The sequence below is a fragment of the Holophagales bacterium genome, from assembly GCA_016699405.1.
Classification (GTDB): Bacteria; Acidobacteriota; Thermoanaerobaculia; order Multivoradales; family JAGPDF01; genus JAAYLR01.
Genome location: CP064972.1, coordinates 673,833 through 687,274, shown reverse-complemented (window position 1 = coordinate 687,274; position 13,442 = coordinate 673,833). Strand labels below are relative to the sequence as shown.

Genomic DNA, 13,442 nt, shown 5'->3' with positions numbered 1-13,442 from the left:
AGGATCGCACCACCAATCTGCTCTGCCTCGGATGTTCGCCCTCTCGAAAGCGGCCGCGTGGGTCGCTCCGGAAGAGGCCAGTGCGAGAAACCCTCGCTGTAGCGCATCGCCCGGCTGGCGCTCGGTCGCTCTCGCCGCGGCTAATCTCTACCGCCGAGGGGTTCGCAAGCGTTCGCTGGAGACGCAATCGCCGATGAAACGACCAAGCTCGATGATCGTGCCAATCGTCGTGGACGCTTCCGCAGCCCGCGGCTCGACAGCGCAACACCACCGCCATCGAGTCACCGAGGCCACCAACGGAGAGGGAGCCTGCCGATGAAGCCGGAGTCGAATCGCACGGTCGAAGACGGCGACGCCTGCGTCGTCACCGCAGGGTCGCATGCCGGGAAATCCGGGATCGTGCGCGACGTCAAGACCAGTCCGACGGGTGCGGTGACCATCACGGTCGTGCAGGCGAATGGCGAGAGGTTCAAGACCCTCGCCAGGAATGTCTCTCGCCAGAGCGACACGCCGGAGTAGGGGACTTGCCGGCTCCGTGTTCCATCCTGCAGGGAAAGCAGCGCTGCTGCGCGGTCGCGAGCGGGTGCGGCCCGGAGTAGAATCACCGCTCGTTCCTCGGAGGCTTGTGTGCTTGCTGTCTCGAGCGCGACCGCGTCGGTCGGCGCCGGGCGGCCGGCGTGACGCCCGAGCCATGGTCGCGCTCGCCGGACGTCGGGCTTCGAGGCTCGAGCGAAGCCACCGCCTTCACCCACGACCGACCGCGGAGGTTCGATGAAACGAGTCACCGGCATTGGCGGCATCTTCTTCCAGGCCCAGGACGCACCGGCCCTCCAGGCCTGGTACAAGAAGCACCTGGGAATCGACGTCCAGGAGTGGGGCGGCACGGCCTTCACCTGGACCGATGGCGAGGGCAAGCCCGTCGCCGGCACGACCGTCTGGTCCATCGGCGCGGCGAAGGGCGATGCGTTCGCGCCCGGCAAGGCGACCTTCATGGTCAACTACCGGGTGGAGGATCTCCACGCCCTGGTCGCCGCCCTGCGCGACGAAGGCTGCAACGTTCTCGAGAAGATCGACGAGTCCGAGTACGGCAAGTTCGCCTGGGTCATCGACCCGGAAGGGAACAAGGTCGAGCTCTGGGAGCCGCCCACCGGACAGTGACCTGAAGGGTCGCTTTCCAGCGCCGTTCTGCGCCGCTCCTCTGGCGACGCGAGCCCTCCCGCGCGTCGTGGCGTTCCCGCGGAGCCACTCCGCAATTTCCCTACACGTCCCTGCTCCCGCCGCCGATTCCCGCGGCCCGCTCCCTGACCGACCCTCAGGCCGTCGAATCATCCACCGAGCGGAGGGCCCTCCGAACCGGTCGATCGCCGTGCCGACGCGGCGCTCGCCCTCCGCACCCCACGCCACCACACTCCAGTGGATCCGCGATCCGACGATCTCCCCCGATGGACACACCATCGCCTTCGCTCTGGGCGGTCAGATCGGGCGGGTCGACGCGCCGGGCGGCGAGGCAACGCCGCTGACCAGCGGCGAGCTCTGCTCCACCCGTCCCGTCTGGTCGTCGGACGGCAAGTCGATCGCCTTCGCCTGCAAGCGCAACGGGAACTTCGACGTGTTCGTCACCGACGCGACCGGTGGCACGCCGCGCCGCCTGACCTTCCACTCGGCAAGCGACCTGCCTGATGCCCTCTCGCTCGATGGCCAGAAGGTCTACTTCCGCTCGACCCGGGTCGCAGATCCGGAAAAGGAGCTGCCGCCGGCGAAGAGGTAAAGAGTGAAGTCCCGGTGGGTCCGTCTCGGCGACGAGACGGACCCGCGGATAGCCGACGACGGCATCGCCCCGGAGGAACGTCGACCAAGGACCACCAGCGCGCCACCAAGTCGCACCCACCGAGGGCGAACGTTCGGCCGATCCCGCGGCTGGGACCCAACTGATCCTTCCCCGTGGGCGACGCCGCGACGGGGCGCGGCGTCGCGGGGTTGACGCATAGTACGCGTCGTACTATTGTGGCCGCATGCCCAGGTTGCAAGGCGACGCCACGACCCTCGAGTTCGCGCTGCTCGGCCTGCTCGACCAGCAGCCGCAGACGGGCTACGACCTGCGCCGGGTCTTCGCGACGACACCCTTCGCGCTCTACAGCGACAGCCCGGGCGCGGTCTATCCGGCCTTGCGCCGCCTCGAGGCGCGGGGCTGGATCGCGCCGGTGGCGGTGCGGCCGACGAACGCCCGCGGGCGCCGTCCACTCCAGCTGACCGCTCTCGGATCGAGGTGCTTTCGCGCCTGGCTGGAGCAGCCGCCCACGCGAGACGAGGCGGTGCGTGACCTGGGGGCCCTCTATCTGCGCTTCGCCTTCATGAGCCAGGCGGCGCCGCCCGCGGTTCCCGTGCGGTTTCTCGCGTCGCTGCGCGAGCTGCTCGCGGCACACCTCGAGGGGCTCGAGCGCTTCTACGCCGGGGCGAAGCCCGCGATGCCGCCGACCGGGCGGCTCGTGTTCGAGCACGGAATGGACGAGATCCGCCGCACCGCGCTGTGGTGTGAGCGTTCCGGGATGGCCCTGTCCGCCGGCGAGTCCGGTCGCCGGAAGGAAGGAGAAGAGTCTTGAAACATGGAGTCCGAATCTGGGCGGCTGCCTTGGCGGTCTATTGGCTCGGTGGAGTGCTCCTCGAGTGGGTGCTGCTGCGCGACATGCCGGCGGTCGCCGGAGCTTTGCCGGGCTCGCTGCTGGCGAGCGCCATCGTCGTCGCGGCGGCGCTCGCCATCACTCCGCGCCTTGCGGGTCGCGGGATCCGGCGTGCCCTCGTGGTCTTCGCGCTGCTCGTCGTGCCGGTGGTGAACAACTTCGTCGAGCTGCTGATCTTCCCGCTCGACCTTCAGGCGCGGCTCGTCCCCTGGCTCCTCCTCAAGGTCGCCCTGCAGGCCGCCGTCGTCGCGGCGGCGCTCGACGCGTGGGTCGCCCCGGGCCCGGTGGAACCCCGGTGCTGGCCCGCGGGCCGCGGGATCGGGAGTTGGTTGGCGCGTGTGCTCGCCTGCGATCTGGGGTACGTCGTCACCTATCTCGCCGCGGGAATGATCGCCTGGGCCTTCGTCAAGCCGTTCTACGAGCAGCGCGTCATGCCCGAGATGGGCACGATCCTGCGCCTGCAGGTCCTGCGGGGCCTCGTGTTCGTCGGGCTCCTCGCCGGGCTCGCGCACGAGCTGAGAGTCCGGCGGCCGGTCGCCATGCTGCTCGGAGGGCTCGCGCTGTCGGTCTTCGCCGCCTCCGGTCTGCTCGTGCCGAACCCCTTCATGCCGGACTTCGTGCGGTGGGCCCACCTGGGCGAGGTGGGCACCTCGAACTTCCTCTTCGGTGCCTTCGTGACGTGGATGCTGACGACGAAGGCGCGAGCGGCGCGATCCAGCGCCACGGCAACGCCCCTGCAACCCGCAGCGCTCTCGCGATGAGGTCGGACACCGGCAGCGGTCGGGTGATGACCCGTCGGCGATCGCCGGCGAGACGATCGGTGATGCCGTATCGAGCTTGGAACGGGCGTCGCGCTCGCCTCCGGCAACGCCGATGAGCGGTCATCTCTACCAGGAAGACCTGGCCTACATTCACCACGCGGGCTTCCTTGGCCTGGCGGAACGGGCCGCGCCGTGGATCGTGAGCCAGCTCCGGCGCCGCGGGCTCGTCGGCGGGCGGGTGGTGGAGCTCGGTTGCGGCAGCGGTCTCGTTCTGCGGGTGCTCGCCGAGGCCGGCTACGAGCCCTACGGCATCGACGCCTCGGCCGAGATGCTCGCCCTGGCCAGGACGATCGCACCGGGTGTCGCGCTCGAGCAGGCGTCCCTCTACGAGTGCGCCATCCCGCCGTGCGTTGCCGTCGTCGCGGTGGGCGAGGGGCTCAACTACTGGGCTCACCCCTCTCCTCCCCCGACGGCGGCCCTGTTCGGGCGCGTCGCGACCGCCCTCGATCCGAACGGCTTCTTCCTCTTCGACGTCATCACCCGACGTCGCGAGGTGCCGGCGCCGTATCGCACCTGGGCGGCAGGGCCCGACTGGGCCTGCCTGGTCGAGGTGAAGGCCACGGCGAGCGAGCTCGTGCGCGAGATCGCGACCTTCCGCCTGCACGAGGGCAGCTACCGGCGCGCCGCGGAAACACATCGGGTGCACCCCTTTCGCGAGTCCGCGCTCCGACGGGAGCTCGTCGAGGCCGGCTTCGCTCCCTCGACGCGCCGCGCCTACGGCGCGACGCCGCTGGCCCCGGGGCGACGCCTCTTCTGGAGCCCGCGCCAACGCAGTGGGACCGGCGCCTCACCCGGCCGATCGCGGGCCGGCAAGGGGTGAGACCCCGGTCGCTGCCCCGGCACGTCGCGGCGCCGCTCGCGTTGAGGCGGGCCCGAGTCCGTCCCGACGGGCTGCGAGCCGGGAGGCGCGCGGCGGCCGGGTCGTCGGCTGCCAACTTGCCGAAGGCCGCGTGACCGTGAAAACTCCGACGGTGCCTCCGTCCCGCGGCAAGCCGCGTCCGTCCGGGGCACCATCGGCGTCCCTCGCTCCGTGGCGTGGGCTCGCGGCGCCTTCTGGCGTCGCCCTGACCTGCCTCCCGGTCGTCACGCCGCGGGTCTGCGTGCCTCGGCGAGCGCCGTCTCGTACTCGCCGAGCAGGCGCTCGGCCATGACCCCGGCCGACCACTCGCCTGCGACCTCCGGGCCCTCGCGGCGCAGGCGGGCGGCGAGCACCGGGTCGTGAAGCACCTCGAGGACCGCGCCGGCAAAGACCCCCACCGACTCCGCGACGACCCGCGCGCCGCGTCCGCTCGCGAGCAGATCGCGGGTGCCCATCTCGGCGGTGGTGACGATCGGCACGCCGAGCGCCATCGCCTCGAGCAGCACGAGCCCCTGTGTCTCCGTGCGGGAGGCGAAGAGGAGCGCGTCCGCTGCGCGGTAGCAGGCGGCGAGGTCGCCGTCGCGACCGAGGTAGCCGAGGAAGCGTACCCGTCCGGCGAGGCCGAGCTGAGCCGCCCGGCGATCGAGGTCGCGTCGCGCCGGTCCCTCCCCGGCCACGAGCAGGAGCGCGTCGGGCCGCTGTGCGCAGACCGCGGCGAAGACCTCGAGCAGGAAGAGGAGGTTCTTCTCGTGCCCGAGCCGGCCGAGCACGAGAAGCAGCGGTTGCTCCGGCGCGATGGCAAGCCGACGCCGGAACGCCGGCGCATTGCCCCCTTGGATCGTCGAGTCGAAGCCGGTCGGGACGACCGCCATCGGCGAGGTGACGCCGTAGCCGGCGAGCACCTCGCGCATCGCCGTCGACGGCACGAGCAGGCGGTCGACCGCATTGCCCTGGGCCCGGGAGAAGCGGCGCGCCAGCCAGCGGAGCAGGCGGCCGGGAAGTACCGGCACGTAGTGCTCGAGATAGTGCTCGAAGAAGGTGTGGTAGGTCTCGACGACCGGAACTCCGGCCGCGCGGGCGGCGGCCACGCCGGCAACGTGGGCGCGAAACGGCGTCTGCACGTGGACGAGGTCGAAGCCTCCGGAGAGCGCGACGCCGAGGGCCCGGGCGAGGGGCCGTCGCGCCATGAGGCGATCCTCGGGGTCGAACGGCACGCGCCGACCCGCAACGCGGATCAGTGTCGGATCGTCCTCCCGACTGCTGCCGTCGTACTGCGGAGCGACGAGCCGCGTCTCGCAGCCGAGCCGGGCAAGCTCCCGGCGGAAGGTGGCAATCGAGGTCGAGACGCCGTTGACGCGCGGGAAGGCGACGTCGCTCACCAGGAGAACGCGCGGCCGCGCGGCCGCGGAGCGCCTGGATTCGCGCGTCGCTCCGCTCACAGCCACGCGAGAGTCGCCCAGGCGATGACGCCGCCGGCCGCCGCTCCGGCGAGGACGTCGGACGGATAGTGCACGCCGAGCGCCACGCGCGACCAGGCGACGAGCAGGGTGAACGGCACCAGCACCCAACCGACCGCGGGGAAGTGCGCGACGGCCACGGCGGTGAGCGCCACGGCGTGCAAGGTGTGGCCGGAGGGAAAACTGAAGCGGTCGAGCGGTGCGACGCCGAGCTCGATGCCGTGGTGGGTGAGGTAGGGCCGCGGGCGGTCGATCGCGTGCTTGAGCGCCTTGGAGGTGACGGCACAGGCGACGCCGGCCAGAGCGAGCCGCGCGACGGCGTCGAGCGCCGCGGCCCCGAAGAGCAGCGGCAGGAGCGGGGCGAGCGCGAGCCACGCGGGCCCGTCGCCGAGCCGGCTCGCCATGCGCAGCAGTGCGGCGAGCGCCTGACGCCGTTGCACGCGCGCGCAGGCGAGGCAGACGGCGAGCTCCAGCGCGCGCAGGCGGGGGAGAACGGCGGCGGAACGAGTTTCGGGCATCGGAACCTCCGATGCCGATGCTGCCGTCGCGGCGTGGCGTCAGGAAGACGAGGGCGTGACGGGCGGTGCGCGAAGCCGTGGCGGGGGCGCGACGAAGCGCGCTCCGCTCAGCTTTCGCCGAGGAGCGGCTCGAAGCGCGACTTGTCCTGGGCCTTCAGGTAGGCGTCGTGCGGTGAGACGAGCTTGCGATCGACGAGGTCGAAGAGACTGTCGTCCATGGCGATCATGCCGAGGTTGCGCCCGCCCTGGATCAGGTTCTGGATCATCGGCAGGTTGCCCTCGCGCACGATGCTCGGCAGCGCCGAGGTCTTGAGCAGGATCTCGAGCGCGGCGATGCGCCCCGAGCCGTCAAGGCGCGGCAGCAGGTGCTGGGCGATGATCGCGACGAGCGACTCGGAGAGCGAAAGTCGCGCCTGCTCCTGCTCGTCGGAGGGGAAGACGTCGATCAGCCGGTCGATCGTCTTCGCGGCGCTGCTGGTGTGCAGGGTGCCGAAGACGAGAGCGCCCATCTCGGCCGCCTTGAGCGCCAGCGAGACGGTCTCGAGGTCGCGCATCTCACCGACCAGGATGACGTCGGCATCCTGACGGATGGCGCTGCGCAGCGCGGAGGCGAAGCTCTCCGTGTTGGTCCCGAGCTCGCGCTGCGAGAAGACCGAGCGCCGGTTCTGGTGGACGAACTCGACGGGGTCTTCGATCGTCACGATATGCCGCGACGACATGATGTTGATGCGGTGGATGACCGCCGCGAGCGTCGTCGATTTCCCCGAGCCGGTCGGACCGGTCACCAGCACCAGGCCGGCGCGCAGGTCGGCGAGATTGGAGATCGCCGGCGGGAAGCCGAGCTCCTCGAGCGACATGATGCGCTCGGGGATGACGCGGAAGACCGCGGCAGCGCCGCGCTCCTGGCGCAGGAAGTTGACGCGGAAGCGTGCGACTCCGGGCAGGCCGAGCGCCAGGTCGAGGTCGCCGTGCTCGACGTACTCCTGCCACTGCTTCTCGGAGACGACGGTGGGGAGAAGCCGGGAGAGGGTCGCGTGGTCGAGCGTCGGCCAGCCCGGAATCGCCTCGAGCAACCCGTGGCGTCGCACCCTCGGCTCCATGCCGGCGGCCAGATGCAGGTCCGAGCCGCCTTGCTCGACGGTGTAGCGCAGGAGATCGAAGAGGTCGCCCATCGCCGTGCTCAGCTCGCGAAGACCTTCGGGTCGTCGCAGTGGACGAGCGCTTCCTCGCGGGTGACGCGCCCGGACCGCACCAGGGCGAGGAGCGACTGGTCGAGCAGGCACATGCCGTGCGTCGAGCCGGTCTGGATCATCGAGCGCAGTTGGAACGTCTTGTTCTCGCGAATCATGTTCGCCGCGGCGCGCGTGGCCATCAGGATCTCCAGCGCTGCCAGGCGGCCCTGGCCGTCGCTGCGCTGCACCAACCGCTGCGAGACCACCGCGCGCAACGACTCGGAGAGCATGGCGCGGATCTGCGGCTGCTGGCTGGGAGGGAAGACGCCGACCAGCCGGTCCACCGTGCGCACCGCCGAACCGGTGTGGAGCGTCGCGAGGACGAGGTGGCCGGTCTCGGCGGCGGTCAGCGCCAGCGAGATCGTCTCGAGGTCGCGCAGCTCGCCGATGGCGATGACATCGGGGTCCTCGCGCAACGCCGCGCGCAGCGCACGCACGAACCCCGCGGTGTCGCGCCCGGCCTGCCGCTGGTTGACCACGCAGCGGGCGGGCGGATGGACGAACTCGATCGGGTCCTCGATGCTGACGATGTGCTCGCGCCGCTCCTCGTTGATCAGCCGAACCAGCGCGGCAAGCGTCGAGGACTTGCCGCAGCCGCCTGGTCCGGTGATGAGCACGAGCCCCTGCGAGAAGTTGGTCAGGCGGGCGAGATCCGGCGGCAGCCCGAGCTCCTCGAGCGTCGGCGGGCGCGGCGGGATCACCCGGAAGATCGCGTTGGTCCCGTTCTGGTGCCGGTAGGCGTTGCCGCGGAAGCGGGCGACGCCAGGAATCTCGTGGGCGAAGTCGGTCTGGCCGCGCTCGGTCAGGTCGCGTCGCAGCGGTGGCGCGAGCACTTCGTCGAGCAGTGCGTCGATCAGCCGATTGGGGATCGGCTCGCCCTCCGGGTCTTCCAGTCGGCCGTTGCGGCGCAACCGCAGCGGCAGCCCGGCATGAAAGTGCACGTCGCTCGCTCGTCGGTCGACGCCGTAGCGCAGCAGCCGGTCGATCCGCAGGTCGCTGTCGCTTTTCGCGGCGCTGGCGACCACCGCCACCGGCGGCGCGGTCGCCGGCTCGGCCGCGGGCTTGGCCGGCGTCGGAACGGCGTTTGGCTTGGCCAGCACCTCGCGCTGCACGGCGAGCAGGCGGTTGAGCTGAGCGGCCGAGATCCAGCCGCGCTCGACGAGAAGGTCGCCGAGCGCCGGGACGCCACCCAGCCGCGCCTGCTGGCGCGTCACGTCGGCGAGCTGATCGGAGGTGATCAGCTTGTAATGGACCGCCAGCCGTCCGAGGAGGGTCGCTTCCTGATTGGGAGTCACGCCGTCCGGAGGTTAGGGGAGGGTCGGCGTCGAGTCAAGATCAGCGCCGGACGGAGGCGGTCGGGTGGTTCGTCATGGCCGTGGACCGAGGGGAGGGGTAGAGTGGGAAAGTCGTCCCGTCCGCATCGGGGTCGGCGGAGTCGCCGGCCGCCGGTGCAAGGAGATGAGCCATGGGATTCACCCAGGAGTTCAAGGAGTTCGCGGTCAAGGGCAACGCGATGGACCTCGCGGTCGGGGTCATCGTCGGCGGCGCCTTCGGCAAGATCGTCGACTCGGTGATCAACGATCTCGTCATGCCCGTCGTCGGGCGCTTCGTCGGCGGCTTCGACTTCAGCAACCTCTTCGTGCCGCTCGCCGATCCGCCCGCAGGGCTCGAGCGGACCCTCGCGGCGTTCCGTGCCGCCGGGGTTCCGGTCTTCGCCTACGGCGCCTTCCTGACGGTGCTCGTCAACTTCCTCATCCTCGCCTGGATCGTCTTCCTGATGGTCAAGGCGATCAACCTGGCCAAGCGCCAGGAAGCCGCGGCCCCGGCGCCGCCCGCCGCCCCGCCGGAAGAGATCGTGCTGCTGCGCGAGATCCGCAACGCGCTGCAGACCGGGCGTTGATTGCCCGACCGAACCCCCGCAAGGAGAGACCCATGCAAGCCCTTCTCGAAGCCCTCGGCCAGCAGCTCGGCGGCGACCCGATCCACCGCCTCTCGGGCCAGATCGGCGCCCCGGCCCACCAGACCGCCTCGGCGGTCTCCGCCGCCCTGCCGATGCTGCTCGCCGGACTTGGCCGTCAGGCGGCACAGGCCGGTGGCACCGACAACCTGATGGCGATGCTCGACCGCAACGGCGACGGCAGCATCCTCGACGACGTGGCCGGTTTCTTCGCCGGCGGCGGGCGTGGGGCGGGTGCCGGTCCGCTCGGCGAGATCTTCGGTCACCGCGCCGATTCGGTCAGCGGCGCCGTGTCGCGGGCGAGCGGCCTCGGCGGGGAGCAGGTCACGCAACTGCTCGCGATGCTGGTTCCGGTCGTCCTTTCCTTCTTCGCTCGGGCGCGCAGCGGGGCGGCGCCGTCGGGCGGCGGCGGTCTCGGTGACGTGCTGGGTGGCCTGCTCGGCGGCGGCGCGCCGGGCGGTGCCGCGTCGGGCGGCGGCGGCCTCGGCGGTCTGTTGGGCGGCCTGCTGGGCGGTGGGTCCGGCGGCACGGGAGGAGGGGGGCTGGGCGACCTGCTCGGCAGCGCCCTGTCGGGCTCGACCGGAGCGACGCCGGGGGCGCCGGCTCCCGGCGGCGGCCTCGGCAGTCTGCTCGACAACGACGGCGGGCTCGACCAACTCGCCGCCCAAGGGGCGTCGATCCTCGGCGGGCTGCTCGGCGGAGGGCGTTAGCCGCCCGCCGGCCGCTCGGCTCGCCCGTCGCGCCTCGCCGCGGTCGTCTGCGGGGGGAAACCCGCTCGCCGGAGGCGCTCAGATCTCCAGTGCCGCGCCTCCGCCCGAGGCGCGGACGCCCGCGGCGAGGAGCCCGAGGAAGCGCGAGCGCAGCAGATCGCTCATCAACGCCTTCTTCGTCGCCGGCAGGCGCAGGAAGGCCCCGAGAATGGCGCGCATCACGGTGTGGGTGAGCCGGCCCGGGTCGTCGAAGATCTGGTTCTGCAGGGTTCCCCGCTCGAGGCACTGCAGGATGACGCGCTCGAAGGTCGTCTCCGGGTGGAGGACACGCTGCGCGCGGGCGTGGAGATGGAGCGCGTCGAAGGCGCAGTCGAGAGCGCAGACGCCGCAGCCGAGACAGCGCGACTCGTCGACGCGGGCGACGCTCCGCGCACCCTCCTCCGCATCGGCCGAGACCGGCGTCATCGCCAGCGCGCCGACCGGGCAGGCGGCGACGCAGTTGCCGCACGCCTCGCAGGTCGTCTCGTCGGCGCGCGCCACGACGCTGGCGGTGACGATCGCGTTGGCGCTGCCGAAATCGCGGTAGCCGTGCAGGAGGTTGCAGCAGCAGCGGCAGCAGTGGCAGATGAAGCCGACGTTGCGCTGCACGTTGTCGGCCGAGAGCACCAACCCTTCGTCGCGCGAGCGCGCCAGCCGGTCACGCATCTCCTCGCGGCTCGCGGCGCGGGCGAGCCCGTGTCGCACCAGGAAGTCGGCGCCGCCGTCGAAGGCGGTGCAGACCTCGAGCGGCCCGTCGCACTCGCGTCCGCCGGCGTGCTCCCGCTCGTGCCGGCAGGAGCAGATGCCGACCGAAAAGCGCTCGGCGCGCTCGACGAGGGCGCTCGCCTTCTCGTAATCGAGGATCTCGACGTGCGGGGCGAGCGCCTCTTCGTGCGGCAGCGCGCGCATGATGTTGACCCGTGCGCCGTCCTGCGCGTTCGCCGCCCAGACGGCGCCGTCGCCCATGTAGTCGCGGAAGAGCCGCGCCAGCCGCGCGGAGTCGACGCCATCGCCGGAGCGCATCATCGTGAACTCGAAAAGACCCACGGCGAGCGGGCTCGGCATGTAGCGCGTCTCGTCGCCGACCAGCAGGTCGACGACCAGCCCACGATCGGCCATCGACTCGAGCCGGCGCTGCACCACGGCCTCGGATTGCCCGAGCGCCCGCGCGATGCGCGGCGCGGTGGCGAGCCCATAGGGCATGGCGACGAAGAGCTCGGCCTCGTCGGGAGAGTAGAGCTCGGCGAGGACGGCGCGCAGGGTCTCGTTCCACGGCGCGCGGAACGGCAGGCCGTCGAGCTTCTCGCCGACCTGGCGGAGGAGGTCTTTGCCGGCGAGGTGTCCCATGGCGACGGTGTCCGGCGGCATCATACGGCGTGTGTGCGGGTGCCGGCGCGACGGCGGGTCCGCGGCTGCAGTAGGATCCGCCGTCGTCGCTGCCTCATGCCGACCCCGCTGCCCGTTCCCGTCCCTCTCGGTCTCTCCCAGGCGCCCTCGTGGCGGCTCACCCCGCGACAGCTCTGTGACCTCGAGCTGCTGCTCGACGGCGCCTTCGCGCCGCTCGACGGCTTTCTCGGTCGGGCCGACTACGAGTCCGTCTGTGCGTCGATGCGCCTGGCGAGCGGGGCCCTCTGGCCGATTCCGGTGACGCTCGACGTGTCCGCCGAGGTCGCCGGGGCGCTGCACGCCGGTGACGCCCTGCTGCTGCGTGACCCGGAGGGCTTCCCGCTCGCGGTGCAGCGGGTCGAGGAGGTCTGGGAGCTCGATCCGGCGGCCACCGCCGAGCAGGTCTACGGCACGCTCGACCGGACGCATCCGGGGGTCGACCACCTCTTCGCCCGCAAGAACCGCTGGGCAGTCGGCGGACCCACCGAGCGACTCGCCGCGCCGCGCCACCACGACTCGCTCGATCTCCGGCTCACCCCGGCGCAGGTCCGAGCCGAGATCGCCCGGCGCGGCTGGGAGCGCGCGGTCGCCTTCCAGACACGCAATCCCCTCCACCGGGCTCACCTCGAGCTGACGCTGCGCGCGCTCGCCGGCGGCGGCGGACTGCTGCTCCACCCGGTGGTCGGCATGACGAAGCCGGGCGACGTCGATCACTTCACGCGGGTGCGCTGCTACCGCGCCGTCTTGCCGCACTACCCGCCGGGACGTGTCCTGCTCGCCCTCCTGCCGCTCGCCATGCGCATGGCCGGCCCGCGCGAAGCGCTCTGGCACGCGCTCATCCGCCGCAACTACGGGGCGACCGATTTCATCGTCGGGCGCGATCACGCGAGTCCCGGTACCGACCGGCAGGGCCGCCCCTTCTATGGACCGTTCGACGCCCAGGCGCTGCTCGAGCGTCATCGCGACGAGATCGGAGTGCGCATTCTGCCGTTCCCGGAGATGGTCTACAGCGAGCGCGACGCGGCCTACAAGAGCGCCGACGAGATCGCGCCGGGCGAGGCGGTCGTCGAGCTCTCCGGGACCGAGCTGCGGCAGCGGCTTGCGAGCGGACGCGAGATCCCTTCCTGGTTCACCACCCCGGAGGTCGAGCGCGAGCTGCGCGAGACTTGTCCGCCGCTGGTGCGGCGCGGGCTCACGATCTTCTTCACCGGTCTCTCCGGCTCGGGGAAGTCGACGCTGGCGAGCGCGCTCCTCGACCGGCTGCTCGAGATCGGCACGCGACCGGTGACGCTGCTCGACGGCGACCTGGTGCGCCGGGTGCTCTCTTCCGAGCTCGGCTTCTCGCGCGAGCACCGCGACCTCAACATCCGTCGCATCGGATTCGTCGCCGCCGAGATCGGCAAGCACCGCGGCATCGCCCTCTGCGCCGCCATCGCGCCCTACGACGCGGCGCGCCGCGAGGTCCGCGCCGCGGTGGCGGCGGCCGGCGCCTCCTTCGTCCTCGTCCACGTGGCCACGCCGCTTGCCACCTGTGAGCAGCGTGACGCCAAGGGGCTCTACGCCAAGGCGCGCGCCGGCACTCTCCCCGGCTTCACCGGCATCTCCGATCCGTACGAGGTGCCGGAGGACGCCGACCTCGTGGTCGACACGAGCGAGCTCTCACCCGCCGAGGGGTGTGAGCGGATCGTTGCCTTCTTGCGCCAGGCAGGCCATCTGCCCGCCGAGGGAGCGGGCTCCGAGGCGCGGGGCTGAGGCTCAGCGTCGCGCGACCGCCCGTCGCCTCGG

14 protein-coding genes are annotated in these 13,442 nt (G+C 71.7%); 9 read left to right on the top strand and 5 right to left on the bottom strand.

Annotation, left to right across the window (positions count from 1 at the left end; genetic code table 11):
• Nucleotides 1-315: 315 nt before the first annotated feature.
• The 6 genes from IPJ17_02860 (at nt 316) to IPJ17_02835 (ending at nt 4,319) form a co-directional block, all read left to right on the top strand.
• Entirely contained in the window at nt 316-519 is a 204-nt protein-coding gene (locus IPJ17_02860) for an RNA-binding protein (GenBank protein QQR74548.1), read from the top strand.
• Nucleotides 520-771: 252 nt separating this feature from the next.
• The gene (locus IPJ17_02855) at nt 772-1,158 is read left to right on the top strand and encodes a VOC family protein (protein ID QQR74547.1); all 387 of its coding nucleotides are present in this window, start codon (nt 772-774) and stop codon (nt 1,156-1,158) included.
• 208 nt (nt 1,159-1,366) lie between these two features.
• The gene (locus tag IPJ17_02850) at nt 1,367-1,768 is read left to right on the top strand and encodes a PD40 domain-containing protein (protein ID QQR74546.1); all 402 of its coding nucleotides are present in this window, start codon (nt 1,367-1,369) and stop codon (nt 1,766-1,768) included.
• Between the two features lie 244 nt (nt 1,769-2,012).
• Nucleotides 2,013-2,600, top strand: a complete 588-nt coding sequence (locus IPJ17_02845; GenBank protein ID QQR74545.1) for a PadR family transcriptional regulator — start codon at nt 2,013-2,015, stop codon at nt 2,598-2,600.
• Complete coding sequence (locus IPJ17_02840; GenBank protein ID QQR74544.1) at nt 2,597-3,439, top strand: hypothetical protein; 843 nt, start codon at nt 2,597-2,599, stop codon at nt 3,437-3,439. The genes IPJ17_02845 and IPJ17_02840 overlap by 4 nt, the downstream gene beginning before the upstream one ends.
• A gap of 112 nt (nt 3,440-3,551) precedes the next feature.
• Nucleotides 3,552-4,319, top strand: a complete 768-nt coding sequence (locus IPJ17_02835) for a class I SAM-dependent methyltransferase (protein ID QQR74543.1) — start codon at nt 3,552-3,554, stop codon at nt 4,317-4,319.
• A 263-nt stretch (nt 4,320-4,582) separates the two neighbouring features.
• On the opposite strand, the gene IPJ17_02830 is transcribed toward IPJ17_02835, so the two are convergent.
• The 4 genes from IPJ17_02830 to IPJ17_02815 form a co-directional block, all read right to left on the bottom strand.
• A complete protein-coding gene (locus tag IPJ17_02830; protein QQR76073.1) occupies nt 4,583-5,797 on the bottom strand; it encodes a glycosyltransferase in 1,215 nt (404 codons plus the stop codon).
• A complete protein-coding gene (locus IPJ17_02825) occupies nt 5,794-6,219 on the bottom strand; it encodes a phosphatase PAP2 family protein (protein ID QQR76072.1) in 426 nt (141 codons plus the stop codon). Before IPJ17_02825 ends, IPJ17_02830 begins: the two co-directional genes overlap by 4 nt.
• A gap of 221 nt (nt 6,220-6,440) precedes the next feature.
• The gene (locus tag IPJ17_02820) at nt 6,441-7,505 is read right to left on the bottom strand and encodes a type IV pilus twitching motility protein PilT (protein QQR74542.1); all 1,065 of its coding nucleotides are present in this window, start codon (nt 7,503-7,505) and stop codon (nt 6,441-6,443) included.
• A gap of 8 nt (nt 7,506-7,513) precedes the next feature.
• On the bottom strand, nt 7,514-8,557 hold the full coding sequence (locus IPJ17_02815) for a type IV pilus twitching motility protein PilT (protein QQR76071.1): 1,044 nt from the start codon (nt 8,555-8,557) through the stop codon (nt 7,514-7,516).
• Nucleotides 8,558-9,030: 473 nt separating this feature from the next.
• On the opposite strand from IPJ17_02815, the gene mscL reads away from it, so the two are divergent.
• Together mscL and IPJ17_02805 are read left to right on the top strand one after the other, a co-directional pair.
• Nucleotides 9,031-9,465 carry a large conductance mechanosensitive channel protein MscL gene (gene mscL / locus IPJ17_02810; protein ID QQR74541.1) on the top strand — a complete coding sequence of 145 codons (435 nt, stop codon included), beginning with the start codon at nt 9,031-9,033 and terminating at the stop codon, nt 9,463-9,465.
• Between the two features lie 32 nt (nt 9,466-9,497).
• Nucleotides 9,498-10,232 (top strand): DUF937 domain-containing protein, encoded by a 735-nt coding sequence (locus IPJ17_02805; protein QQR74540.1) that lies wholly within the window; start codon nt 9,498-9,500, stop codon nt 10,230-10,232.
• Nucleotides 10,233-10,310: 78 nt separating this feature from the next.
• Here the strand turns inward: IPJ17_02805 and IPJ17_02800 are convergent, their stop codons facing one another.
• Complete coding sequence (locus IPJ17_02800) at nt 10,311-11,618, bottom strand: 4Fe-4S binding protein (protein QQR74539.1); 1,308 nt, start codon at nt 11,616-11,618, stop codon at nt 10,311-10,313.
• 96 nt (nt 11,619-11,714) lie between these two features.
• Here IPJ17_02800 and IPJ17_02795 point away from each other — a divergent pair, with 96 nt between their 5' ends.
• A complete protein-coding gene (locus tag IPJ17_02795) occupies nt 11,715-13,409 on the top strand; it encodes a bifunctional sulfate adenylyltransferase/adenylylsulfate kinase (GenBank protein QQR74538.1) in 1,695 nt (564 codons plus the stop codon).
• Nucleotides 13,410-13,442 lie beyond the last annotated feature (33 nt).

Coding starts and splice junctions, on each gene's coding strand:
- IPJ17_02860 (QQR74548.1), top strand. CDS start 316: ATGAAGCCGGAGTCGAATCGCACGGTCGAAGACGGCGACGCCTGCGTC.
- mscL (QQR74541.1), top strand. CDS start 9,031: ATGGGATTCACCCAGGAGTTCAAGGAGTTCGCGGTCAAGGGCAACGCG.
- IPJ17_02845 (QQR74545.1), top strand. CDS start 2,013: ATGCCCAGGTTGCAAGGCGACGCCACGACCCTCGAGTTCGCGCTGCTC.
- IPJ17_02795 (QQR74538.1), top strand. CDS start 11,715: ATGCCGACCCCGCTGCCCGTTCCCGTCCCTCTCGGTCTCTCCCAGGCG.
- IPJ17_02805 (QQR74540.1), top strand. CDS start 9,498: ATGCAAGCCCTTCTCGAAGCCCTCGGCCAGCAGCTCGGCGGCGACCCG.
- IPJ17_02820 (QQR74542.1), bottom strand. CDS start 7,505: ATGGGCGACCTCTTCGATCTCCTGCGCTACACCGTCGAGCAAGGCGGC.
- IPJ17_02855 (QQR74547.1), top strand. CDS start 772: ATGAAACGAGTCACCGGCATTGGCGGCATCTTCTTCCAGGCCCAGGAC.
- IPJ17_02800 (QQR74539.1), bottom strand. CDS start 11,618: ATGGGACACCTCGCCGGCAAAGACCTCCTCCGCCAGGTCGGCGAGAAG.
- IPJ17_02825 (QQR76072.1), bottom strand. CDS start 6,219: ATGGCGAGCCGGCTCGGCGACGGGCCCGCGTGGCTCGCGCTCGCCCCG.
- IPJ17_02835 (QQR74543.1), top strand. CDS start 3,552: ATGAGCGGTCATCTCTACCAGGAAGACCTGGCCTACATTCACCACGCG.